The following is a 24,773-nucleotide window of genomic DNA, read 5'->3' as shown; positions in this document are numbered from 1 at the left end:
TTTATTCAACTTGAGCGATTGCTGCTTCCTCAGTTAATAACTGCACACCTAATTTTTGGGCCTTAGTATACTTTGAACCAGCATCCTTACCATAAATCAAGTAGTCTGTCTTGCCCGAAACTGAACTCGTCACCTTGGCCCCAAGCGCTTGCAGTTTTTTGGTAAATTCACTGCGCGTATAATGTGCCAGCGTGCCCGTTAATACAACTGTCTTATCCTTGAAGTAATTATCTGGAATGGCGGCCTGGGTTTCTTCGCTGGGACCGCGGTAATCCATATTGACCCCGCTGGCCCGTAGCTGGTCAACTAGTTCTTTAACCTCATCCTGGGCAAAGTAGGTCGTTAGTGCTTCGGCAATGGTCATGCCTATTGTATCGATTGCTGCAACTTCCTGCACGTCCGCTGCCATAATCTTAGTCATATTTTTAAACTTTTGCGCAATTAAGCGGGCCGCTTTTGCACCCACATGGTCAATTCCCAATCCCGTTAAAAGCAGCTCAACCGAATTTTGCTTTGAGTTATTAATTGCCGTCAGCAAGTTACTGATGGCCTTATCCTTGAAGTGGTCCAGTTGTTCAAGGTCGCTGGCCTGTAAGTGATACAAGTCAGCGACACTGTGCACCAGCTTACGGTTAATTAACTGCCGCACAATCTTAGGTCCCAGACCATCAATATTCATGGCCGGACGTGAAGCAAAATGCGTAATGCCCTCTTCAATCTGAGCAGGACAGGCCGGATTAATGCAACGCAGTGCAACCTCATCTTGCAGGTGAATCAACTTTTCCCCGCAGGAGGGACAGACCGTGGGAATTGGATAAGGCTCCGTCCCCTTAGGCCGCTTGGCAAGAACTACCTCCGATATTTCAGGGATAATATCACCTGCCTTGTGCAGCATAACGGTGTCTCCAAGCCTGACATCCTTTTCTCGCAGTAAGTCGGCATTATGCAACACAGCGTGCGAAACGGTTGTTCCAGCTAGTTGGACTGGATCCATAATGGCAGTTGGCGTTACCACACCGGTACGGCCAACCGTCCACTTGATTTCATGAACAACCGTTGCTTGTTCTTCAGGCGGAAACTTGTAGGCAATTTCCCAGCGCGGAATCTTGACCGTATTGCCTAAGGCTTGTTGCAATTGCAAGTCATCAACCTTGAGGACAATGCCGTCAATCCCATAGGGAAGATCATCACGCTTTTGGGTGTACTCATCAATGAAGGCGAAGATCTCGTCTAGCTTAGCCAGCTTGAGGCCCGTTTGGTTGGTATGAAAACCCAGCCGGTCCAATTCTGCAATTGCTTGGTGCTGACTAGTGATATCTGCTGGCGGGTTAACCCAGGTGTAAATAAAGGTGCTAAGGTGCCGGTTTTTGGTTACGCTAGCATCAAGCTGGCGGAGCGAACCAGCAGCTGCATTACGGGGATTAGCAAAGGCACTGGCTCCTTCTTCATCACGCTGCGCATTCAGCTTGGCAAAGGCTTCCTTGCCCATATAGCATTCGCCCCGAACTTCTGTAGTTAATTTTTCCGGCAGCGTCTGCGGAATATCCGCAATGAAGCGAGCGTTAGCAGTCACATCTTCACCCACCATCCCGTTGCCACGCGTTGAAGCCCGCGTTAGCTTTCCGGCGGTGTACTCTAAGTTAATCGACAAACCATCGATTTTGAGTTCCACATTGTAGTCAACGGCATGACCAACCTGCTTCTGCACCCGTTCGTCAAACTCACGCAATTCTTCCTTGGAGAAGACATCACCCATTGAAAGCATTGGCACTTCATGCGTAACTTTGGTAAAGGCACTATCAAGTTGTCCGCCCACCCGCTGCGTAATCGAATCTGGCGTCACCAATTGCGGAAACTTTTGCTCCAGTTCTAGCAAGCGGTTGTAGTTCTGGTCGTAGACTTTATCTGTGACTTCCGGCTCATCCTTAGAATAGTATTCATCTGCCCACTTATCGAGCTTGTTTCTAAGCGCGACCACTTCTTTTCTGGCTTCATCAAGAGTCAAATCTGCCATTTTACCCCTCCTGATTCAAAATCTTGTCTTATTACTTATTTCATTATACCTGTTTAATTGGGGCAAAGGCTGCTAGAAGCCGCTTAATCCCCTTATCCTTAAAGGCAATATCGAGCTCCATGTCCTCGCTTTGGCCGTTAACCTTAACAACCACGCCGCGTCCCCAGGCCTTATGGTCAACCTGGTCACCAACATTCCAGCCCTTCTTCTCAGCTCCGATTGCACCAGCAGGCTTTACCTGCGGACTAGTATAAACTTGGGCCCGGGCCCGTTCATCAGCCGTAGCAAACGGCGCCGTCTGAACTTGGAAGCCGTTATTGACACTACTGGTTACCACCGCGTTTTCGGCATCGAGGTCCGTTTGATCAATCTCCTCCAAAAAGCGTGAAGGTGGGTTGTTCTGCATGCGGCCATACATCATCCGCGAATATGCATTAGTCAAAAAAAGTTTGCTTTTAGCCCGAGTAATGCCGACATAGGCAAGACGGCGTTCTTCTTCGAGCTGGTCGTCTTCCATTAAGGCCCGCGACAGTGGGAAGAGCCCGTCTTCCATCCCCACCAAAAAGACCACTGGGAATTCCAAGCCCTTGGCCGCGTGCAAAGTCATCAAGGTAACTTGCTCATCATTATTAGCCAGGTCATCTTGATCGCTTAATAGCGAAACCTCAGCCAAAAAATCACTGAGCGCGCTGGCGTCATCGTCTTCTGCTTCATATTCATCATCAAACCGCTTGGTTACCGATAAAAATTCATCCAGGTTTTCTAATCTTGTTTCAGCTTCAATGGTATGTTCTGCCTTAAGCGCATCCGTATAACCAAAGTCCTGCAGAATTTTTTCGGTCAAACCGGTTACACTGTGATCTTTGGCAAAGGTAATAGCATCGCGCAATTTAGCGCCAAAATCACTCAGCTTGGCGGCTGCCCTGGTCGATAGACCTGCCATATTAAGATGATTAAAGGCCTCCAGCAGAGACAGGTTATTGTCCTGAGCCAAAGTCAAAAACTTATCCACACTGACCTGCCCAATGCCCCGCTTGGGCACATTGACAATGCGGTTAAAACTCATTGTATCGCTTGGATTAGCCACTAACTTAAGGTAAGCCATAATATCCATGATTTCCTTACGGTCATAGAACTTATGGCCACCAACAATCTGATAAGGCACATTTGATTTCACAAAGGCCTCTTCAACTGTTCGCGACTGGGCATTGGTCCGATAGAGGACGGCAAAGTCATTGTAAGCATGCTTATTGGCCTCAACCTCTTCCTGAATTTTGGCAATGATAAAATGCGCCTCATCATCACCGCTTTGGGCCCGGTAATAGGTGATTTTTGCACCATCACCCTGGTCAGTCCACAGGTTCTTGGCCTTACGGTTACCGTTATTCTTAATTACCGCATTAGCGGCGGCAAGAATATGTCCCGTGGAGCGGTAATTCTGCTCTAGCTTAACCGTTTGCACCCCATCCTGTTCATAATCTTGCTCAAAATTCATAATATTTTCCATGTTGGCACCGCGCCAGCCATAGATTGACTGGTCGGCATCCCCCACTACACAGATATTCTTATACTGAGCAGCAAGTTCATGGCACAGTTCATATTGGGCTTGGTTGGTATCTTGATACTCATCAACAAGCAAGTACCGGAACTTGTTCTGGTAATAATGCAGCACGGTTGGATCCTGCTTAAACAAAACTAAAGTTTGCATAATCAAGTCGTCAAAATCCATGATTTGGTCATGCTTCAACCGCTTTTGATACTCGTGATAGACTTCAGCGGCCACCTTGTCAAACGGCGAAGAACTGCTGGCCTCAAAGGCAGCGGGTGTTAATAAGTCATTTTTAGCATTAGAAATCGCCGCCAGAATACCCCGCGGTTCGTACATCTTCGGGTTAATGTTGAGCTCCCGTTCAATATGTTTAACCAGCGTTAATTGCTCCGCTGCATCCGCAATCGAGAAGTTACTACCGTAGCCAATTTTTTCGGCATCACGCCGCAAAATCCGCACGCACAGGGCATGAAAGGTAGACATCCAGATGCTGCTAGCACGGTCTCCGAGTAACTTTCGTTCCCGCTCCCGCATTTCGCTAGCAGCCTTATTAGTAAAGGTAATGGCCAAAATATTCCACGGCAATACCCCTTTTTCATCAACTAAGTAGGCGATGCGGCGGGTCAAAACCGAAGTCTTGCCCGAACCGGCACCGGCGACGACAAGCAATGGCCCTTCGGTTGTCTTAACGGCCTGTTGCTGTTGCGGGTTTAATCCTGCTAAAATCGATTCTTCGCTCATTCTAATTCCCTTCAACCTGAAAAATTATAACTATTTTATTGTACCAAAAATAAGGACTAATTGATTGAATCGCCCTTTATTTGTCGAAGCGGTCAAGGTGGTATTGCTCAATCAACTTAATCAACTTTTCGGCATATTCTGGGTCGGTGGCATAGCCATCCTTGACTAGTGCGTAAGCCTGTTTACGGTAGTTCTGCGCCGCCAAAACATGCTGGTACTGGTGGGCGTTCCAACTAGTCCCCTTTTGAAAAAGGCGTGAATGGGCCCGAATTGATGCCTCGTAGGAATCATAAATCTGAAAACGCGCCTTCACTACGACCCACTTACCCTTTTCATATTCCTTAGTTGATAAAATCGCCGAAGTATTGGGATTGGTCCCCTTGACGCCAAACAAATTATTATATTTTTGCGACAAACTGCTTTGGCCATAGTCACTCTCCAGGCAGGCCTGAGCAATAGCAATGCTCGGCAGCAGTTCAAAAGACTTGTTGACTTCCTTGGCAATCGGTCCAATCTCTTTAATAAAGGCTTTATGCTGTCTAATGATCTTTTGTCTAGCTTCTTCGCGGGCAATTTGCTCCTGCCGTAGCTGCTCAGACTGAATTGCCTGTCGGCGGTAGTACCGAAAAGCGGCAAATGCAACAATTAATACAAATAAAATTATGAACGTTCGGATAATAATCTGCCAGTTAGATTGCTTCCGGCTCTTCCGTCTTTTCGCCATATAAAACCCTTACCTTTAACTTATTACCTTAAGTATACCCGTCTTACGGTGAAATTATGCAATGTAATTATTTTTTAAAATAAACCGGGCGTTAGGCGTTAGCCTGGCGCAAAACAAAAAATGGAGCCGAAGCTCCATTTTTATTCAGTGCGGGCAAGAAGACTCGAACTTCCACGATCTAAAAACGATCACAAGATCCTTAGTCTTGCGCGTCTGCCAATTCCGCCATGCCCGCAAGCACAATCAATACTATAACCCAAAATTGATTTTAGCACAATACTTTCTGCACTATTTTTGCGAAAAAACTGGCTAATCAACCATCTGCTCATTCACGTAGCGCGCATACAGTTCGTGTTGACTCATCAACTCACGGTGGGTACCATGTCCCGTAATCTGGCCGTGCTCAACAAAGTAGATCTGATCAGCATTGACAATCGTGGACAACCGGTGGGCAATCACTAGTGTTGTCCGGTCGACCATCAACTGGTCAAGTGCTTGCTGAACCTTGCCTTCTGACTCCGAGTCCAGGCTGGCCGTCGCTTCATCCAACATCAAAAGCTTTGGATTGCGCAAGAAGGCTCGGGCAATCGCCAACCGCTGCTTCTGTCCGCCAGACAGTTTAATGCCCCGCTCGCCAATTTCCGTTTCCATTTGCTGGGGAAATTCCCGGACAAAGCCGTCTGCGTAGGCGAGTGCTAGACCCTGCCACAATTCATCGTCGGTGATTGTGCGCGGTAAGCCATAGACTAAGTTTTCCCGAATCGTCCCGGAAAAAATCGCACTATTTTGTGATACATAGCCAAGTTGAGCCCGCCAATTGTCCAAGTCAACGTCCTGAATATCTCGCTCGCCAATCATAATTTGACCACTAGCAGGTTGATAGAAACGCTCCAAGAGGGCAAAAATAGTGGACTTTCCGCCACCACTAGGGCCGGCGAATGCGACTACCGAATTAGGTTGCGCAGTAAAGGAAATCTCATTGAGAACTGGCTCTCCTACCTTATAGCTAAAGCTGACTGCTTTGGCAGTCAAGGTCTTGTCAGTTAAATCCAGCTTCTGGTTCGAGGCCGCCTTTTCAGGCTGCAACTTCAAAATAGCTTGAATTCTCTCGGTCGAGCCTAGTGCTTTTTGGACTTGCGAAAAGAAAGTGGCAAAGGTAGCAACTGGCGAAATCACATTGAACAAGTACAGGAGAAAGGCAACTAGCGAACCGCTAGTTAATGTTCCTTGACCAATCCGAATAATACCAAAAGCCAGAATACCGACAAAGGCCGCCATCATCAAAGTCATCATGACCGGTTGGAGAATTGCCTCCACTCGTGCATCGGCCACACCAATACCAAAAATCTTGTTAATTAAGCCATCGCCGCGGTCTTTTTCAAACCGCTCCCCATTGCTTGCCTTAATCAAACGTACATCGGTTAATTTTTCGCTAACATCACCATTGAGTTCGGCAGTGGCTGTCTGCAACTTACGACCCAGTCTTGACATAATCCGCCCAATCGGTAATAGAATAAGTACGACAATCGGTACAATCGTAAAAATCAACGTTGCCATCTGCCAGTCCATCACAAACAAGATAAACAATGAACAAACTAGCTGAATTCCGCCCGTAATAAAGTTGGGGAATTGAGCTGCAATTAGATCCTTAATGACACCAGTATCGTTAACCAACCGGGAACTACTTTCCCCAGCCTTATTCTCATCAAAGTACGATACAGGCAGTTTTAGCAAGTGCGCCCACAACCGTTCGCGCAGCGTCTTGACCACGCTTTCGCCAAAGTAGCGCAAGATAAAGCCGCCCAACGTGCTTAAGACCAGCTGCAAGATAAAGACTACAACAATGATTACCATGCTGGTGTAATTAAACTTATCCCACTTACTGGTGTCGACCAAATTCCTGGTTAGTAGGGGCAGCGCTAAGTTAGCTGCACTGGTAATCAAGCTGAGGAATAGACCAAGCACAAATAGTGACTTTTTCAGCTGTAATCCGCTCAACAGGTGAAAAAAATCCCGTAGCTTAACTGTCTTATTCTTATTTTTACGTGATTTAACCGTCATGAAGGTAGCCTTTCTAGTACTTTGATCCAAACAAAAAGCTTTTCATAAGCTGAAAAACTTTTTGCACTTTTTCTTAATCAACTTTCTTCGTTCTTATTATCCCAAAACTTTTGCCAAAAGTCTTGGTCATATTGACGTATTTTAGCACATTTATGGTGGTTTTCAGGAAAATCTTCTCGTTTAAAATCGTGCCGCCACGCCCTCATTTTACGCCGCATATCCTGCATATCCGCAGTGCGATAATCTTGCTGGTCAGAAAATTTGTGCCACTTAGCCAGTGCTTTCATCCGGTAAGTCGGATCAACAAACCTTTGCGTTTGTTTACGGAAACCTTCATCCCAACCATTAGAAATCTTTTCCAACGACTTACTCAATTCTGCTTGTTCATCCGCGTTCAACCCGGCAAAAAAAGTTGCCGTATCATACTCTTTTTGCTGCTGATCAAGCAGACTAGCCTCTTTCTTGCCGGCCTCAGTCAAATATACCCGTTTTACCCGCTTATCTTGGTCATCAGTTTCACGTCTGATATCACCCTTTAGTTCCAGTTTTTTCAATAATTCAGCTAGCGATCCCGGTCTTAAGGCTAGGATTTCTGCCAAGTAATTCTGGGTTAAGCCATCGCCCAACTTGAGTACAGCTAACACCCGCTTTTGCCCCGAAATTGGCTGCTTATTTTCGAACATAAAGTAGCGACTGGCCCGCATGACAAAACTTAGTTGTTTCATTAATTTATCGCTTGTTTGACTCATTAGATAACTCCTTTTCAAAAATAGTTAGGTACCTAAAATTATACTTGAATTATAACTTGCTTACTAATCACTTGTCAAACAAAGTAGCTGCTAGCCCGCCCCGATAATTGCTCGCCTCTCACTTGGCTTTACCGCTGAGTACCAACATTCAGGCGACCGCCACACCTTCCGCAAGCATACTTAAAAACGTTGATTCGCCGCACCCGCTGATAGCTTTGGCCACACTTTTGGCAAGTGTAGCAATAACGCGGCGATTGCTTGCGGCTCAAACCAATGTCTGGGGCATAACGCGAACCGTTTACCCGCTTAAGCAGCCTGGAAAAATCCAGATCACGGTGGCGGTATCCTCGTTGAGCTAAGTGGAGGTGGTAGTGCACCAATTCATGCTTAATAATTCCCACTAGTTCACTTTGATACTGCTTTACTAAAAAATGCGCATTAATCTCAAGATGATGGTCTTCTAAGTGGTAGCGTCCCCCAGTGGTGGTTAAGCGGCGGTTAATTTTTACACGATGCTTAAAGGGACGACCAAAGTAAGTAAGGGATACCTGCTCTACCAATTTTTGTAACTCTTGCTCAGTCATCTTATCTGATTAATTTAGCGTAAAGTCCCGCAGCAGCTTTACTTCTGATTCTGACCTTTAGCGCTGTCACCAGCTTGCGCTTAAGGGGCTTAGCGCCCTCCATCCAGGTACCAGTAAACACGTGGATCGTCTTAGAAGCAGCAGAGGGATTGCACAAGATTCCGTCAGGATAGACATGAATACCCGTTGGCAATAGCTGTTCCTGGTTAGTTGGCTTGGCGCCATACTTGTCTTTAAGGATGTCCGAAACGGAAAGCGTGTTGACTCCTGCTAGTTGGTCTTTGGTGTCAAAGGTAAAATCACGGTTGTCATAGTAGGACAACATGTCCTTAACCAGCGGATGTCCTTTTTCCGCACCAAAAACAGCAGTAAAGGGATTAGCTTTATTTTCAAAACCAACAAACGCGCGATCGGCCAATAGGCTTGTCAAATCATCCAAAACCAATACATCGGTGTCCAGGTAAATGCCGCCCTGCTCATAAACTGCCTTGGCCCGAATATAATCTGACACAAAGGCCCATTTTTGCTCCTGGTAGGCTTGTTCAATGTAGGGATTTTCGTGAATATTAAAGTTCTGCTCGTTCCACTCAATAATTTGGTAGTCTTGCAGGTGCTTACTCCAGGTTTTCATGCAACGTTGAATGTTCTTGGGTTTAGGGTTACCCCCAACCCAAACGTAATGGATAATTTTGGGAATCATTTTAGCCTCGTGTAAAAAAACGTTTAAGTAACATCATTATATCTTCATTAAAGTCAAGCTTCATCATCAACATCAGTAAAATATACAAAACAAACATAATGATGGACTTTAGGGTCATATTCAGAAAGGCGGACGAAACCAGCTGCGGTAGTACCATCCCAACAGCTAAGACAATTACCGCAATCAGCAAATATTTAGGAATTTCACGGAAGGAATATTTGAAATCATAACCATCACGCACAATCCAGAGCCGCAAAAGGAGCACAATGAATTCCGTTAGTAGAATGGCCACCATAGCTCCTGTGGCGCCGTACCAGCGGTCAAGGAAGTAGCTTAGCACCAATTCAAGGATTGCACCAACAATTACCGGAATAGCATAATCGCGATCTCGGTGATTGGCCAAGGCAAACTGATTGGCAAAAACACCACCCATTGGAATCATAATAATGGTCAAGGTGAAGAAAAACATCAACGGCGTCATCGGAATAAACTTATGGCCAAAGAAAAAGGGGACAAATTCCTTGGTATTGGCCATGATGATGACTGCAAAGATCGTTCCCAGCATGACCGTCGCTTCCAGCGATTTTTTTAAGATTACCTTCTGCTTACCTTGTCCTTCACCGGCCATCTTAGGCATAATCACCAGTGAAATACTGGTAATGATTCCCAGAACCATGTTAGAAATACGCTGCGAATTGTCATAAAAGGCCACCTGCGTTGAGTTCTGAAAAAGGCCTAAAAGTGGTTTATCGAGTGAAGTATAAATTTGGGTAGCAATTTGCGGAATCAGCAAGGTGATAATTGCTCGCACCGTCGTTTGATACTGGTAAAACTGCCCCACTGGCCGACCAACATAACGGCGAATATCAAGCCAAAAGACAAATGAACCCAACATCGTCGACACCGACATAATCAGCATGTACTTCCAGAGGTCACCAGGTTCTTTCACCCAAAGTAAAATCAGGATAACGGAAACAAGTTTAACTGCCGTGTTCTTTGCTACCACCCGGCCAAAGGCCGCAAGCCCCTGAAAAAACCAAGAAATGTCAACCTGAGCTGAAATTAGGTAGGGTACCATGAGCAACAGGTAGGGGCCGTACTTGAGATGAAAAAAACTAGTAACGACTACCAAAAGCACAATAGTCACTGCACCAGCGATTGCTTGGAAATACCATAAACCCCAAAACGCTTCGGTAAGGTCGGCCTTATTGCCAAAAGCGCGCGTCTGTGAAATTGTCCGCATACCGATATAAGAAACTGATAATGTACAAAAGATCATTAAGAATTGGACAATATTGTTCACATTACTGTAGACCCCGTATGTTTTTGGCCCCAGAATTCTCGACAGGTAGGGTACCGTAATCAGTGGCACTAAGACAAGGAAAATTTGGTAAACCGCATTATATAAAATATTCAAAAATGTTTTTTTCACAGTTTATCCTCTTCACCTTTTTGTATCATCAAATTAAAGATATCAGCGCAGTACGAATCACTATGAACCTGATTGGTCAGGTCTAGCCAGTACTTGCGCTGGGCTTGGTACTTATCTGGTGCAGCAAGGGCATGCACCAATTCAGCCTGCGTTTTAACACAGGAACCGGGGACAACGCGATCATACGGACCAAGCAGTAGCCCCCGCTCCTGCTCATATTGCTCTAAGTAGTTAGTCACAAAGATGATTGGTTTGTCCAAGTTCAAGTAGTCGAAGTAAACCGAGGAAAAGTCGGTAATCAGGCTATCCGTACTGCCCAAGAGTTCATAAAGATCAGCATCGTGTTCAGTTAAGTAGTCATTATTAAGAAAACTAATATTGGAAAAGTGACTGTTCAGGTCGCCGATTAAACTCAGCTCATAGGGATGCAGCTTAACAATCAGGTACTGGTGGTTAATTCTAAATGACTCATTCAAGCGCGCTGCAGCAAAATCCGGTAGAGTTAAAAAGTTACCTGCACTAATTTGCGCCATAACTTCCTGGTCGGCCAGCTCATAGCGAAAAGTTGGCATGTAAATAATGATTCGCGCTTGTTCATCCCTTTGCTTAAACAAGTCTTGTAGTAATTGATCCTTAGAAATCACCGGCCTTGATAGAGCATCAAGGCGAGGAAAACCTACTTTATGATACTTAGCTGCCTCTACCGCAGTACAAGCACTCATCAGGGTTTCATAGAGGTCAGAGCTGGAGCAAACAAGGTCAGCATTCTTTTGCCATAACTTGGCATTACGCCAATCGGCTCTACTAGTAGTATTATTGGCCATGATGCCCATCCGTTTGAGCGGAATGCCGTGCCAAAATTGGATATTAACCTGCTTAGCATGGACCTTAAAGGGAGAATGAGTAGTCAAGACAAACTTGGCCCGGCCAATTTTGCGCCAGGTCTTAAATGATAAATGTGATGATGGCCATGGTTCAACCACAGTCACATCGTATTCGGGATGGTTAGCCCTCATGTACTTAGCAAAAAGGTAACCATTGGAGCCCGATCTCCCCGCACCATTCAAAATCACTAGGTGCTTTTGATTGATTTTCGTCAAACTCGCGCCCAGCTTCATTAGGCGCAGATACAGCCGAAACAAAAAATTCTTCATTCTTAACCTTCTCCAATTTTCACTTAGTTTAAGGGTACAGAAAACACCTGCGCAAACTCAAGCTTTTTTGCATTATTTTTTAGTTTTTTAACCATTCACCCACTAAAAAAAGTATTAACAACTTTTTTAGCAATTTATTTTAGCGCAAACCAGCCCGCAACCTTGGTTTAAACCCGCTTTTATATAAAAGCAAGTACTTGCTTGCAACGTTACATAGAAAGTGTTATTCTACTCCAATGAAAAATTTAAACAAAGTGAGGTTAAAAAAATGAAAATCAAAAAATTTTTCTGTAATCGAGGAACGGCCTTAGCCTTCCTCATTACCGTCGTCTTTGGCAGTATGATCTTTTGGATCTATGATTCCGGCTACCAGAACCTGCCGCGAGACATCAAGGAATTGCCGGTAACAATTGTTAACCAAGACTCAGGTAGCAAGACGTTGGCAAAGCAGTTGAAGAAGCAACTACCCTTCAAGCATGTTAAGGAAAAAAACAATCTCACGACTGCTAAGCGGGAGCTAAATAACCGCGATAGTTACTTAGTCATTAACATTCCGCCGCATTTCAGTCGGGACCTCCGACAAGATCAGGCCGTCAAGGTACACTTCTATCTTAACGATTCTAACCAAATGTCCCTGGTTAGTTCGCTCAATTTGGTCGTAACCAAGATGAGCCATGCCATCAGCCAAAATATTATCGTGCAAAAACAGATGCTCAGGCTAGCAAAACCGGCCCTAAAACAACTACAAGCTAGTATCAAGAGCAAACAAGTCCAGGCAGAGCAAAAGGTAGTTGCTACACGTCAACAAATTGCCCAAGCACCCGTCGCTCAGCAAAGACAATTGACCGCTCAACTGAAGAAAGCGGTCAACCAACAGCAAAAGCAAGTACGGCAACAGGCCCTAAAGCAACAGCAAACAATCATTGCACAGAGCAAAGAACAAGCCCAGCGGCAAAGTACTCCTGTCACCAGTAAAGTCCACCACGAAAATCAGGTTAACAAAGGTTTGAATAACTACTTGGCCCCCTTCTTTATTAACATGGCGCTGAACTTAGGTGCAATGATGGGCGCTCTTCTACTCTACGGCGTGTATGCCCGCTTTGCTCTTGAGTTCAGACGGTGGCGTTCATTTGCTTATTTAGAAGTTACTTTTTTAGTTTTGGCTTTGATTAGCAGCCTGATAGTCAGCATATTCGACTTAAAAATTCTGCCAGTTACCTTGTCAAACTACCAGAACATTGTCTTAAACCACACGCTAAGTCTCTTTCTTTACTATAACTTCAACTCTATTCCGCTACTCCTACTAGGTCAGATTGGCACCACTTTCAATATTATCCTAACAATGATTCAGGCAGTTTCTGGAGCCGGAGCAGTTCCACTTATTGCTATGAACAAGTTCTTCACTGCTGTGCATTACCTAACACCTACTTATTATGGAATTCAAAATGACTTCAATCTGCTGTACGGCGGAACCCTGACTGCACAGCAAGAATTTGGGTTCATCTGCCTAATTCTCGGCGTCTTGTGCATCAATGTGATAATTGTTACAATAAGACACAAACAACCAATTTTACAGTTCGAGGATTTAGTTAGGTAGGTCAGCACATGGCTACAGATGTTGAGCAAAAAATTTTAGCGGCTTTTTCGGAACTATTAATAAACTATGGTTACAAAGGAACCACCACTAAGAAGATTGCTCAAACTGCCCAGGTCAATGAAAGTACCCTATTTCGTCACTTCAAGGATAAGCGTGGTATCTTGTTACGCCTGGTGGCAAGCTATTCAGATGATATTCAAACCGTTGGCCAGAATTATCACCTGGTAGGAGACTTAGAACAAGACTTGATGAATTTCGCAATCATCTATCAAGACTTCATTAATCAGCACCTTGCCCTCTTTCTTACCAGTATTCGTGAATCCAAAAATTTACCTGAGGTTGAGCGGGTAATCAAGGAGCTGCTCGATTTGGTCAAAAAGATTCTTACCGAAAAATTGACTCAGATGCAAGAATCTGGTGAAATTGCCCAAGATATTAACCCTGCAGTGGAGATTGATAACTTAGTTTTACTGAATATCGGACAAGCAATTATGCAACATTCATATCCCACCACGGTCTTTAAAGTTTCTCCAGAAACTTTTGTCCAAAGCAATGTCCGAGCATATGCACAACACTTAAAGCCAGCAACAACCTAACCAAAACAAGAAAAGCCAGTCTGAATGGTCCCGAAGGGACTGTTCAAACTGGCTTTTTTATGGTCTTTTACGACATTTTCTTATTGTTAAAGTAGATGTGGCTATCCGAAGTCGAATCAATCGTGTAGGTCATTTCATCACCGCGGACAACATAGTGAGAGAACTCAAGCGGCTGCTCAAACTGGTTATAAACCGTCTTATTTACTTCAAATAAAGGTACAGTCGTAGTTAACTTCAACAAGTGCGTTTGCTTAGCATTAGGCAAGATGGTCCCAATCTCCCGGTATGAACTTGCCGGGCTCTCATGGTACTTTTCTTCCAGGTACTCATACAGTGAAGTAGCAGTATTAATGTTAACCAATAAATCAGGAAAGCGTTCCGCTGAAAGCCAAGCCTCATCGATTGCCATTGGTGTCCCCGCTATTTCGGAAAGGCGTTTAATATAAATCAAATCCGCCTGTTCAGGTAAAAGCAGGACTTTGGCAACATCAGCATTTTGTAATATTTCACGTTTAATAATAAGCTGTTTGTTAGTTTTTGCACGGGAAAGCGCAAACTCTGAAAAACCTTGAATCTGCTCCAACTTGCCACTCATTTTTTTGGCATTGACATAAGACCCCTTGCCCTGAATCGTGGCAATTAACCTTTCCTCTGTCAGTAACTTGAGCGCGCGGCGCACCGTTATCCTACTAACCTGGTACTTCTCACACAAATATTGTTCACTTGGTAATTTTTGTTCTGGCTTTAATTGCCCCTGCTGGATTTGCCGCTTCAAATCCAGATAAACTTTTCTATAGAGCGGAACGGCCGCAATTGTCTTATCGGAATTCATTTCTTTGCTCCTTCATCATTCCAATATTACTAAATTAAAAAAGAAATAACAATTTATTAGTTCCAGTAACTCAGTTCATAAAAAATTGAATTAAGTTAACTTTTGATTGACAAGGTAGTATTAACTAACTTAAATAAGGAGGAAAGCAAAACATGGAAAACATCATTGATTTACGCCAGCTGCACAAGGCATATGGCAAGCAGGTAGTGCTAAATAATATTAGCTTAACTGTTAAAAAAAGAGAAATTGTGGGGTTGATTGGTGGTCCATCGGGGGCCGGTAAATCGACAACTATTAAAACTATGCTGGGTATGGAAAAAGTTGACTCCGGTGATGCAGTAGTTCTTAATACCGCCATGCCGGCTCGCAAAATACTTGGAAAAATTGGTTATATGGCGCAGTCTGATGCCCTGTATGAAGCACTAACAGCTAAAGAAAATCTGGAGTTTTTGGTAATATGAAAGGTGTCACAGGTAATAAACTTGCTGAAGAAATTGATTATACTGCTAATGTAGTCGAATTGACTAATGACTTAAATAAAAAGGTTAGCAATTATTCTGGTGGGATGAAGCGCAGACTATCACTAGCAATTGCCCTATTGGGCAGGCCTGACTTGCTTGTGCTTGATGAGTCGACTGTTGGAATTGACCATTCTCTGCGCCGCAAAATATGGCATGAACTGGCCTTAATTCGACAGCAAGGACGTAGCGTTTTAATTACTACACACGTTATGGACGAAGCTGAATTAACAGACCGGGTTGCCCTTTTGCTAGGCGGAAAAATCATTGCCTTTGCGGAACCAAAAAGCTTGAGCGGCAATATGGTGTTGACACAATTGAAGAAGTTTTCCTAAAAGCTGAAAGTGAGGAACAAGAATAATGAGAACTCTAGCTATTGCCAAAAAGGTCTGGTTGGAATTATTCCACGACAAGCGGTCATTAATACTAATGTTTCTTGCACCAATCTTAGTCATGTGGTTGATGAACGTTATGTTTTCAGCAAATTCGCAAACAGAAACAACTATTGCCACCATTAACGTTAATCAGTCTATCAATAAGAAACTTAATAAGATTGACCATGTTACGGTTAAGAAATACCACTCAAAGAAGCACGCTAACGCTAACTTAAAAAGCAACAAAATTGATGCCGTTATTTTATACCAAAATAACACTTACGATGTTACTTTCGCTAACACCGATTCTGGTAAAACTGCCCTAACTAAGCAAGCACTGAGCGCAGCGCTAACAAAAGAAAACTTTTCAACGTTAACGAGTAAACTTAAGCAAATCCAAAGAGTATTGCTAAAGGCTGATCTTCTAATTGCTTCAAAGATAAAGCAACCCAAGCAAACTTCTAAGGTAAAAATTAATAATCATTATCGGTACGGCAACAAAGACACTGGCTTCTTTGCCAAAATTGTACCAATTTTGCTCGGTTTCTTCGTCTTTCTTTTTGTTTTTTTAATTTCTGGTATAGCACTGCTCAAAGAGCGCACCAGTGGCACCCTCGATCGCTTATTAGCCACACCTGTCAGGCGAAGCGAAATTGTCTTTGGTTATCTAATTAGCTACGGCCTGATCTCAATTGTACAGGCTACGATTATTGTACTTGCAACAATTTGGTTGTTAAAAGTCGAAGTTGTTGGTAGGCTCTTTAATGTGATTTTAATCAGTTTTATATTAGCCCTTGTTGCACTAGCTTTTGGGTTATTGCTCTCAACCTTAGCTGGATCTGAATTTCAAATGATGCAACTAATTCCGGTAGTTATAGTGCCACAAGTTTTCTTTTCCGGACTCATTCCACTAGATTCAATGGCACAGTAGGTACAGTATATCGGAAAAGTTTTAGCAAGTTACAAAGAAGAAATCAACCAGAAAAAAATACCTTCCGGCCAAAAAAGGTGTTGTTAGCCGGGCTAAAACTATTTTCTGAAAAGGGATTTCACGCGACTACAACAGCTGAGATAGCCCATGAAGCCAGCGTAAGTGAAGGGACGATCTATAAGTATTTTAAATCAAAGGATGATCTCTTGACTAAATTGTTAAGTCTACTACTAAAAGAAATCCAAGAAAACTTTTTTGTGCAGCTAAATGACTACCAAGATTTATCCAAGTTAATATCGTTTGTAGTTGAGGACCGCGTTCAATTTTTGCTCATTAACTTTGATTTTTTCAGCCTATTTGTACAGGAATTATTGACCAACCAGAACATGCATAACCTCATCAAAAAATACGTCGCTGGTGAAAACGGCGTGCTGGCATATTGTCAGAACTTACAGCATCGCTTTACCGAAATCAATCAAAAGTTGACGCCTCTCCAAATTCTGCGCATCTTGATTAGCCCATTGCTAGCGTATGTGATTCAGGTCAAGCTGTTTAACGTTAAAGCCGCTAATAACTCGGCCGATATGACTTTACTCAAACGGCAAATCAGTGCAAACTTAACTGACTAGTTGACATAGTCGTTCACAATAGGTAAAAAGCTTAAGCAATACATTATCGCTTAAGCTTTTTGTGTAATATTATTTTATATAAGCTGTATAAATTAATATAACTAAATTAATCAGTTTAAATTGGCCAAGATCCATCGGCTAAGACCAAATGCCCCTGACCAAGATCTTTCATTGCTTTATGTTCATATTGCTGACGATTAGCCTGATAGTCAGTCAACTGCTTGTTTTGTTCTGCCAAAGGATTGGTTGATGGAATTGCGGTAAGCAAACTTTGAGTATAGGGATGAACCGGATTAGCAAAAAGCTCAGCGGTGGGACCAGTCTCCACAATATGCCCCAAATGGATTACCCCAATGTGGCTGGAGAGATGTTTAACCATTGCTAAGTCATGCGCAATAAAGAGCATGGCACTACCACTTTCCTTTTGAATGCTTTGCAACAAGTTGACCACTTGCGCTTGCACCGACACATCTAATGCTGAAATCGCCTCATCGGCAATAATTAGCCGCGGGTGCATAATCACAACTCGTGCAATGCCCACTCTTTGCCGCTGACCGCCTGACAACTCTTGCGGATAACGGTTAATAAATGAGCTATCAAGTCCCACCACTTTAAGCATCTTTCGAACACGAGTTAGTTTTTTCGTTTTATCAAGCTGCGGATAATGAATATCAAGTCCCATTCTGACAATTTCACCCACCTTTTTACGGGGGTTAAGCGCAGACATTGGATCTTGAAAAATCATCTGCATGTCTTTGCGTAATTTCGCCGCTTGCGCTTTATTTAATGAACCAGCTATCTGCTCGCCCTCAAAGGTGACGGTTCCCGCCGTGGGCTTGTACAGACGAATTAGTGATCGACCGATTGTCGTTTTGCCGCTACCGGATTCTCCTACTAGGCCAAAGGTCTCACCACTGGCAATCGAAAAAGAAACATCATCAACGGCCTTAACCAGCTTTTTATTGGACGCCGGGAAGTACTGTTTTAAATTCTGCACTTCTAAAATATTATTTGCCATCAGCCTCACCCGCTCCCTTCATTTTAGCAATTCGTGTTTGCAGTAATGCCGGCATTTCAACTCGCGGAGCCCGCTTATCCAGGAGCCACGTGGCGGCATAGTGGTGCTGGTTAATTCTAAACATTGGCGGCTGCTGTTCAAAATCAATCTTTAAAGCATAATTATTCCGCGGGGCAAAGGCATCGCCTACGATTGGCTGGGTCAGGTTAGGAATCGTCCCGGCAATGGTGGGCAGCTTCTTAACTTGTTCATTAACGTCAGGAACAGCAGTCAGCAAGCCCCAAGTATAAGGATGTCTAGGATCAAAGAAAATATCTTCACTTGTTCCTGTTTCAACAATTTTGCCAGCATACATTACATTCACAAAGGTCGCAATGTTGGCTACTACGCCCAAGTTATGCGTAATGAAAATCACTGCTAGTTTTCTGGATTTTTGGATGTGCTTAATCAAGTTTAAAATTTTGGCTTGGATTGTAACGTCGAGTCCGGTAGTCGGTTCATCACAAATTAACAGACTAGGATTACCTGCTAAAGCAATCGCAATAACAATTCGCTGGCGCATCCCACCCGACAGTTGATGGGGATACTGCCCTTGCACAACTTCTGCATTTTGAATACCAACTGTTGCAATCAACTCCAAAACTCTTTGCTTCACTTGTAGCTTGTTTAGGTCTGGATTGGAAGCTTTAACCGCCTCTGCCACCTGTTTATTAATTTTCATGGTTGGATCTAGCGAAGTCATCGGATCTTGGAAAACCATCGCGATTTCTTTACCCTTAATTTGACTTTGCATTACTTTAGCATTGACCTTTAACAAGTCAATTGTCTTTTCGCCGGTTTTACTCTGATAGGTAAACTTAATTTCACCAGCCTTAATTACTTGATTGGCTTCTTTTTCACCCATAATTGGTTTTACGCTGGCTGATTTACCACAACCTGATTCTCCCACCAAAGCCACTGTTTCACCTTTTTGGACTTGATAGTCAATTCCTCTAACTGCTTGCACTTCTCCATGTTCAGTTTGATAGGCGACCTGTAAGTTCTTAATTTCTAACACCGTTTGAGACATATCTCCTAACTCCCTTCAAGCGCATCGCGCAAACCATCGGCAATAATGTTGAAGCTCAACATAATTAGCGCCAAGAATAAAACTGGGAAAATCACCATATAAGGATAGACAATTGCTTGGGTATAGCCATCGTTAATCATTGTTCCTAAGGAAGCAAGTGGTGCCGGGACGCCCAGGCCAATAAAGGCCAAAAAGGCTTCTAAAAAGATGGCATTAGGAACAGACAGCATAAAGGTAGTAATAATTTGTCCTAGTGCATTGGGCAAAATCTGGGAGAAGATAATTTTGCTATTTGCTTCTCCCATTGTTTTGGCTGACAAAACAAATTCTCTTGTTTTTAGTTCGAGCACCTGTGCCCTAACGATGCGGCTCATATTAATCCACCCGACGATCATCATCGCAGTAATAATACTTACCAACCCAGGCCGCATTACTAAGACTAATAGTGTAACAATAATAATCATTGGAATGGTACTCAATATTTCTGTAACTCGCTGCATAAACAAGTCGACTTTACCACCGAAATAGCCCGAGATGAGCCCATAGCTAGTTCCAATCACCAAATCAATGGCCATTGCCACCAGGGCAACGCGCAATGAAACGGAAGTTCCAGCTGCCACTCTGATGAAGATATCTCTCCCTAAGTTATCGGTTCCGAACCAATGACCACTTGTCCCGGGAGCCAAATTAGACTGGCTCGGATACGGTGTAGTTGGTGAAAATTGACTTAAATACGGTGCCAGAAATGCAATCAAGGCAATGACAATTAGCACTATTGCACTAACCACCGCTCCCTTGTTCCTTAAAAAGCGCCGCCAAACCAGCTGACCGTAAGAAGCAGACTTACCCGCATAATGGTCAACTATTTCAGGTTTAGAGACAAAAGTAAAATCAGTATTTGTTTTATTTGTCATAATTATTCACCCTCATCTAATCTAATTCGCGGATCAATTAAGCCATAAAGAATATCAACCACTAACATGATGCCGATGAACAGCACAGCATAAAAGAAGGTAATACCAAGCACGACATTATAGTCATTGGCTTGAATTGCGCTGATATAGAGCGTTCCCAATCCGGGAATTGCAAATGCTTTTTCAATTACCATACTCCCCGCAATCAGGTCAATCATCAGTGGTGCTAAAACGGTAATCACTGAGATCAAGGTATTTCTAATGACATGGTGCATAATTAGTTGACTTTTTTTGATTCCCTTAGAATCTGCCAATCGATAATAATCAGAATTCATAATAGTAATCATGTCATTGCGCACATAGCGCTCGATACTTGCCATAGTAAAAGTACTGAGGGCAATTGTCGGCAAAATGCTTGAAATAAATGGTTGGGTCTGCTGGTAAGTCCCTGGAAAAATCATCAACTTGTAGGCAAACAACAAAGAAACAATCAAAGCTACCACAAAGTTAGGCAAACTAATGCCTAAAACCGAAATACCAGTCATCAGGTTGTCCCAGATTGTGCCCTTTTTGATAGCTGCTAAAACTCCCATGAAGAATCCTAAAATTGCGCCTAGCAAAGTTGCTTGTAAGCCAATTTGCAATGAAATAGTAAAGTGCTGCAGAATCATCGTCGTAACTGGAGTATTAACCTGAACTGTATACGATATACCAAAATCACCAGTCAACATATTTTTTAGGTAGTTCAAAAATTGCAGCGGAACAGGACCATCTAGTCCATATTTGTGATAAAGAGCGGCAACCTGGTCATGTGACATTTTTTCATCGTTAAACGGGGAGCCCGGCATTGCCTTTTCCAGCATGAACAAAATCAAGGTAATCAAAAATAGGGTTACTATAGCAATTAAAATTCTTTTTAAAACGTATTTTTTCAACTTTATCCCTCCTTACTTCCTAAGATAAGCAAACAGGACTGAGATCGCATCCCAGCCCCGTTTGCAACTTTGCTTAAATTAATTTACTTAATTGATGCATACTTGAAGAAGAACGGTACACCGGCAATATGCATTGGTAGGTGCTCAATATTTGTTCTCTTCAGAACAGGCGCGCCGTTTTGATAGAGCGGCGGGCAAGAAGCACTATCAATTAAGACATTGTTGGCCTTTAGCAAAAGCTGATAGCGCTTTTTCTGGTCAGTCGTCTGGTCTGCTCGCGCTAGCAAGTGATCAAATTCAGCTTTGGCCCAATGACCATAATTACTGTCATTCTTAGATTGGTACATGCTCAAAATAGCAGTTGGATCGGCATAATCCGGCCCCCACCGAGTCAGTGTTGCATCATAAGTGGCCTTCGACATTTTATCTAATCTGGTTTTCTTGGCTACTTGTTGCAGGTTGACTTTCATGCCAGGAAGATGTTTTTCAACTTGAGCTTTAATATAGGCCGCCACATTGGCATAAGATGGATCACTATCATCGTATAACAAGGTGAAGTCTCTTACCTTAGTTGTCGCTTTAGCCTTGTTCCAGTACTGTTTGGAAGCAGCAGGCGCATAATTTGTTAAATTATTTGTTGATTCGTCAGCAAAATCTTTATTATTAGCCGGATTCTTAACCAAATCCTTCATAACCATTGAGTGTGCCGGAATTGAACCATCTTTTAAAATATGGGTAGTGATTTCTTGTCGGTCAATACTGTGAGAAATTGCCTTCCGCAAGTTTTCATTATTCATTCCGGGCTTTTTGAGGTTAAACATAATGTATTGGGTAAAGTTCCCTACGTCGTTTTCAAAGCCTTTATCTTTACGGTACTTAGCAGCTAATTGACCGCTCAAATGAACATAATCAGCACTACCATTTTCGAAAGCAATTGCTGCCTTTTCGGGGTCGGTGATAACGTCAAGCTTAACTTCTTTAACTTTAACGTTCTTGGCATCCCAATACTTGGGATTTTTGACCAATTGAATAGTGTTATCCCCTAATTTCCAATCCTTGAGCTGGTATGGGCCAGAATAAACTAAGTGGTTTGAATCCTGAGCGAACTTCTTACCAGCCCGTTCAAAATACTTTTGGTTAACTGGAGCAAAGTCGCTGAAAGCCAGTAACTTATCCATATAGGGGACGACATGATCCAAATTGACCACTAGGGTCTTGGCGTCAACTGCCTTTACCCCCAATGACTCAACTGGTTTTTTACCAGCTACGATCTCATTGGCATTTTTGATTCCTGCAGCTCCCGGTTGGAAGTTGAAAGCTGAAGCCAACTTAGGATCAGACAAGCGCCGCCAAGCAAAGACAAAATCGTTAGCTGTAACTGCATCACCATTTGACCACTTCGCATTCTTACGAATGGTAAACGTTTTTGTCAATCCGTGATTGCTGGTCTTAACGCTGCCAGCCAGTCCTAGCTGTGTTTTGTCATTAGCATCAATGGTATATAACCCTTCATTCACATTTGCCACCACTGTTGACGAAGTATTTTGGTAGGCTAGAATTGGATCTAGCGAGTCAACGGCCGCATTCTGAACAACCGTGATTTTAGTCTGGTTGTTCGTACCAGAATCTGCATTTTTTTGACAAGCAGTCAGAAATAAACCTAAACATGCAGCAGTAGCAGCTAATATTTTTGTGCCTTTTTTCATGAGTATCCCTCTTTTCTAAAAAAATTTTGGGTGGCCAAAACCACCCGCTATTTGACAAGTAGCAGCAGCATTTTTGCTGGCTGCTTGCGCTGCCTGAACCAAGTTTTTGTGGTCAAAATAAGAAACTAAAAAACCTGCGATAAAACTATCTCCAGCGCCCATTGTATCGATGACTTCAACTTTTTGGGGATCTTGATAACAAGCAGTTTGTGAAGTTAACACTAATGCTGGCTGCTCACCCCTGGTAATTACAACAACTTCAGGACCTAAGGTTAAGTATTTTTTGGCAAACTCAACCGCTTGCTTATCTTCTAAAGCTGGCCCTGAAAAGAAAGCATAATCAACGTTAGGCAAAACCCTTTTGAAGTAATCATCATCGCGTAAATCTGAAAAATCAAATGAAACTTTAACTAGGCGATGAAGTTCAGGAAGATATGCTTCGATTCCAGAATCGATGCTCAAGTGACTAACATCAAAAGTAGCAATTTTTTTGAAATCGTCTGGGGTTAGTCTCAAAGACAGCAGATGCAAGGCCGAATTTTTCGGACCAGCCTTAAAGGTTCTATCTCCCGCTGTAGTGAGCAAAACACGTGGTTGTGCAGTTGGTGCATATGCCTTGCGGCAATTAACCAAATCGACCTTTTCTGCTTGTAATGATTTTTCAATGTGTTGTGCGCGATCATCGTCACCCAGAATCCCTAGGTAGGCGGACACCTCAGCCCCAGCCTTTTTGGCGTCAACTGCAACGTTAACACAGTTCCCACCAGGAAAATAACTCCTTTGTTTAACATATGTGTCGGCTACATTATCGCCAATTGAAATTAGTTTCATCAGTTACTACTTTCTAATAATCCAAGTGCCACATGTAGCGGCGAACATCAAGTGAGTGACCCCGCTCATAAGCAAAGCCTTCAGCCAATTGCCGAAAGACTACACCAGCAAGAATTTGTGAATAATACTCTTGGAACTCTGGATCAATCTCATGCAAATTAAACTTACTATTGTCGATTAGATAAACTTTTTCACTATGCTGCTGGGCAAAGTTAGCTACACGTTGGTCCATCTCGCGCGTGACTCCCATGCCAATACAGATAATGAAGGGAACATCAAAGTCAGTAATTTCAAATGGACCGTGGAAGTATTCGCCAGAGTTAATATAACTACTGTTAATCCACTGCATTTCTTGCAGCCAGCAGGCTGAAAACGAATATACTTGACCCGCATTAATGCCCGAACCAACTGCATAGATTAGTTTTTCTCGTTTTAACTCACTAGTCCACTTCTTCGTGATAGCGTCAAACTGTGCTCTAGTTCTGGCCGCAATTTTTTCTAAATCAGCCAGTGCGGCCAAGCCCTTATCAAATTTACCGTCACCCGTTACTGCCTTTAATAGGCTAAAGATGAACCCGTACAAAACCCCTGTGTTCAAATCAGCTGCGTCTGTTCCCTTGCCCCAACTATAATGCAAAGTATAATCAGCATTCTGTTCTAAGTCTGAACCAGTAGCAAACGTAATTGCAACCGTCATTGCGCCCTTTTCTCTGGCAAACTTGGTTGCCTCATTAGTTTCCGGCGTGCTCCCCGAATGAGAACAAGTTACCACTAAACTGTGCTTTCCCAAGTCGTGGGGGTTACGAGTGGTAAACTCACGTGCTGGTAATACCGTTGCTGGAATGTCACATTCGCGATTGATGATATATTCACCTGGCTGCAAGAAGGCCATGGAGCCACCACAAGCTGCAAAATACACGTGATTAAGGTCTCCCCGCTTTTTGACTGCAGCAACAACCTTGGCAATTTCTTGTTGATATTTTTTCTTCATTAATAAACCTCTCAATCAGTAATTGTTATATGATGTTATATAATAATATAATTGTCTAATTTTAATCTGTCAAGCTTTTTCTTAAAATATTTTAATCACAATTAGCTAAAATTAGTCATTCGAC

At 43.1% G+C, this 24,773-nt stretch carries 21 protein-coding genes, 1 tRNA gene and 2 pseudogenes; 6 read left to right on the top strand and 18 right to left on the bottom strand.

Going from position 1 to position 24,773, the window contains the following annotated elements; all coding sequences use genetic code 11:
• Position 1: 1 nt before the first annotated feature.
• The 10 genes from ligA to ACSYSN_RS02090 all read right to left on the bottom strand — a co-directional run bounded on the left by ligA (position 2) and on the right by ACSYSN_RS02090 (position 11,708).
• Positions 2 to 2,014 carry an NAD-dependent DNA ligase LigA gene (gene ligA, locus ACSYSN_RS02135; RefSeq protein WP_491712566.1) on the bottom strand — a complete coding sequence of 671 codons (2,013 nt, stop codon included), beginning with the start codon at positions 2,012 to 2,014 and terminating at the stop codon, positions 2 to 4.
• A 43-nt stretch (positions 2,015 to 2,057) separates the two neighbouring features.
• Complete coding sequence (gene pcrA / locus ACSYSN_RS02130; RefSeq protein ID WP_491712565.1) at positions 2,058 to 4,304, bottom strand: DNA helicase PcrA; 2,247 nt, start codon at positions 4,302 to 4,304, stop codon at positions 2,058 to 2,060.
• Between the two features lie 76 nt (positions 4,305 to 4,380).
• Complete coding sequence (locus ACSYSN_RS02125; protein ID WP_317637882.1) at positions 4,381 to 5,028, bottom strand: glycoside hydrolase family 73 protein; 648 nt, start codon at positions 5,026 to 5,028, stop codon at positions 4,381 to 4,383.
• A 148-nt stretch (positions 5,029 to 5,176) separates the two neighbouring features.
• Positions 5,177 to 5,263, bottom strand: a tRNA-Leu gene (locus ACSYSN_RS02120).
• A 74-nt stretch (positions 5,264 to 5,337) separates the two neighbouring features.
• Positions 5,338 to 7,089 (bottom strand): ABC transporter ATP-binding protein, encoded by a 1,752-nt coding sequence (locus ACSYSN_RS02115; protein WP_491712564.1) that lies wholly within the window; start codon positions 7,087 to 7,089, stop codon positions 5,338 to 5,340.
• Positions 7,090 to 7,166: 77 nt separating this feature from the next.
• A complete protein-coding gene (locus tag ACSYSN_RS02110; RefSeq protein WP_491712563.1) occupies positions 7,167 to 7,838 on the bottom strand; it encodes a MarR family winged helix-turn-helix transcriptional regulator in 672 nt (223 codons plus the stop codon).
• A gap of 128 nt (positions 7,839 to 7,966) precedes the next feature.
• Complete coding sequence (locus tag ACSYSN_RS02105) at positions 7,967 to 8,422, bottom strand: SprT family protein (protein WP_491712562.1); 456 nt, start codon at positions 8,420 to 8,422, stop codon at positions 7,967 to 7,969.
• A 1-nt stretch (position 8,423) separates the two neighbouring features.
• Positions 8,424 to 9,122 (bottom strand): glycosyltransferase family 32 protein, encoded by a 699-nt coding sequence (locus ACSYSN_RS02100; protein ID WP_491712561.1) that lies wholly within the window; start codon positions 9,120 to 9,122, stop codon positions 8,424 to 8,426.
• 1 nt (position 9,123) lies between these two features.
• A complete protein-coding gene (locus ACSYSN_RS02095; RefSeq protein WP_491712560.1) occupies positions 9,124 to 10,554 on the bottom strand; it encodes an oligosaccharide flippase family protein in 1,431 nt (476 codons plus the stop codon).
• Positions 10,551 to 11,708: a CDP-glycerol glycerophosphotransferase family protein gene (locus ACSYSN_RS02090; RefSeq protein ID WP_491712559.1), complete on the bottom strand. Its 1,158-nt coding sequence runs from the start codon at positions 11,706 to 11,708 to the stop codon at positions 10,551 to 10,553. Before ACSYSN_RS02090 ends, ACSYSN_RS02095 begins: the two co-directional genes overlap by 4 nt.
• A gap of 268 nt (positions 11,709 to 11,976) precedes the next feature.
• On the opposite strand from ACSYSN_RS02090, the gene ACSYSN_RS02085 reads away from it, so the two are divergent.
• Together ACSYSN_RS02085 and ACSYSN_RS02080 are read left to right on the top strand one after the other, a co-directional pair.
• Entirely contained in the window at positions 11,977 to 13,305 is a 1,329-nt protein-coding gene (locus ACSYSN_RS02085; RefSeq protein ID WP_491712558.1) for a YhgE/Pip domain-containing protein, read from the top strand.
• A gap of 8 nt (positions 13,306 to 13,313) precedes the next feature.
• Entirely contained in the window at positions 13,314 to 13,901 is a 588-nt protein-coding gene (locus ACSYSN_RS02080; RefSeq protein ID WP_491712557.1) for a TetR/AcrR family transcriptional regulator, read from the top strand.
• A 67-nt stretch (positions 13,902 to 13,968) separates the two neighbouring features.
• Here the strand turns inward: ACSYSN_RS02080 and ACSYSN_RS02075 are convergent, their stop codons facing one another.
• Positions 13,969 to 14,733 (bottom strand): GntR family transcriptional regulator, encoded by a 765-nt coding sequence (locus ACSYSN_RS02075; protein ID WP_491712556.1) that lies wholly within the window; start codon positions 14,731 to 14,733, stop codon positions 13,969 to 13,971.
• A gap of 152 nt (positions 14,734 to 14,885) precedes the next feature.
• Between ACSYSN_RS02075 and ACSYSN_RS02070 the strand changes: the two are divergent.
• The 4 genes and pseudogenes from ACSYSN_RS02070 to ACSYSN_RS02055 all read left to right on the top strand — a co-directional run bounded on the left by ACSYSN_RS02070 (position 14,886) and on the right by ACSYSN_RS02055 (position 17,185).
• A pseudogene (locus ACSYSN_RS02070) lies at positions 14,886 to 15,612 on the top strand (ABC transporter ATP-binding protein).
• Positions 15,612 to 16,556, top strand: coding sequence for an ABC transporter permease (locus tag ACSYSN_RS02065; protein WP_491712555.1), 945 nt, complete (start codon positions 15,612 to 15,614; stop codon positions 16,554 to 16,556). The pseudogene ACSYSN_RS02070 and the gene ACSYSN_RS02065 overlap by 1 nt, the downstream one beginning before the upstream one ends.
• 77 nt (positions 16,557 to 16,633) lie before the next feature.
• Positions 16,634 to 16,705: pseudogene (locus tag ACSYSN_RS02060) on the top strand (TetR family transcriptional regulator); the annotation flags it as partial.
• A gap of 57 nt (positions 16,706 to 16,762) precedes the next feature.
• Complete coding sequence (locus ACSYSN_RS02055; RefSeq protein WP_491712936.1) at positions 16,763 to 17,185, top strand: hypothetical protein; 423 nt, start codon at positions 16,763 to 16,765, stop codon at positions 17,183 to 17,185.
• A 115-nt stretch (positions 17,186 to 17,300) separates the two neighbouring features.
• Here ACSYSN_RS02055 and ACSYSN_RS02050 read toward each other — a convergent pair whose 3' ends face one another.
• From ACSYSN_RS02050 to ACSYSN_RS02020, 7 genes are all read right to left on the bottom strand, one after another.
• Entirely contained in the window at positions 17,301 to 18,203 is a 903-nt protein-coding gene (locus tag ACSYSN_RS02050) for an ATP-binding cassette domain-containing protein (RefSeq protein WP_491712554.1), read from the bottom strand.
• Positions 18,193 to 19,272, bottom strand: a complete 1,080-nt coding sequence (locus ACSYSN_RS02045; RefSeq protein ID WP_491712553.1) for an ABC transporter ATP-binding protein — start codon at positions 19,270 to 19,272, stop codon at positions 18,193 to 18,195. The genes ACSYSN_RS02050 and ACSYSN_RS02045 overlap by 11 nt, the downstream gene beginning before the upstream one ends.
• Before the next feature lie 5 nt (positions 19,273 to 19,277).
• Positions 19,278 to 20,186 (bottom strand): ABC transporter permease, encoded by a 909-nt coding sequence (locus tag ACSYSN_RS02040; RefSeq protein WP_491712552.1) that lies wholly within the window; start codon positions 20,184 to 20,186, stop codon positions 19,278 to 19,280.
• Positions 20,187 to 20,188: 2 nt separating this feature from the next.
• Complete coding sequence (locus ACSYSN_RS02035) at positions 20,189 to 21,121, bottom strand: ABC transporter permease (RefSeq protein ID WP_491712551.1); 933 nt, start codon at positions 21,119 to 21,121, stop codon at positions 20,189 to 20,191.
• Positions 21,122 to 21,204: 83 nt separating this feature from the next.
• Positions 21,205 to 22,827 carry a peptide ABC transporter substrate-binding protein gene (locus tag ACSYSN_RS02030; RefSeq protein WP_491712550.1) on the bottom strand — a complete coding sequence of 541 codons (1,623 nt, stop codon included), beginning with the start codon at positions 22,825 to 22,827 and terminating at the stop codon, positions 21,205 to 21,207.
• Between the two features lie 15 nt (positions 22,828 to 22,842).
• Positions 22,843 to 23,658, bottom strand: coding sequence for a PfkB family carbohydrate kinase (locus tag ACSYSN_RS02025; protein WP_491712549.1), 816 nt, complete (start codon positions 23,656 to 23,658; stop codon positions 22,843 to 22,845).
• Between the two features lie 13 nt (positions 23,659 to 23,671).
• Complete coding sequence (locus ACSYSN_RS02020) at positions 23,672 to 24,649, bottom strand: SIS domain-containing protein (RefSeq protein WP_491712548.1); 978 nt, start codon at positions 24,647 to 24,649, stop codon at positions 23,672 to 23,674.
• Positions 24,650 to 24,773 lie beyond the last annotated feature (124 nt).

The sequence above is a fragment of the Lactobacillus sp. ESL1191 genome, from assembly GCF_058504435.1.
Note: the sequence above shows the minus strand (reverse complement) of the source record. Positions and strands in the feature narration are given on the sequence as shown.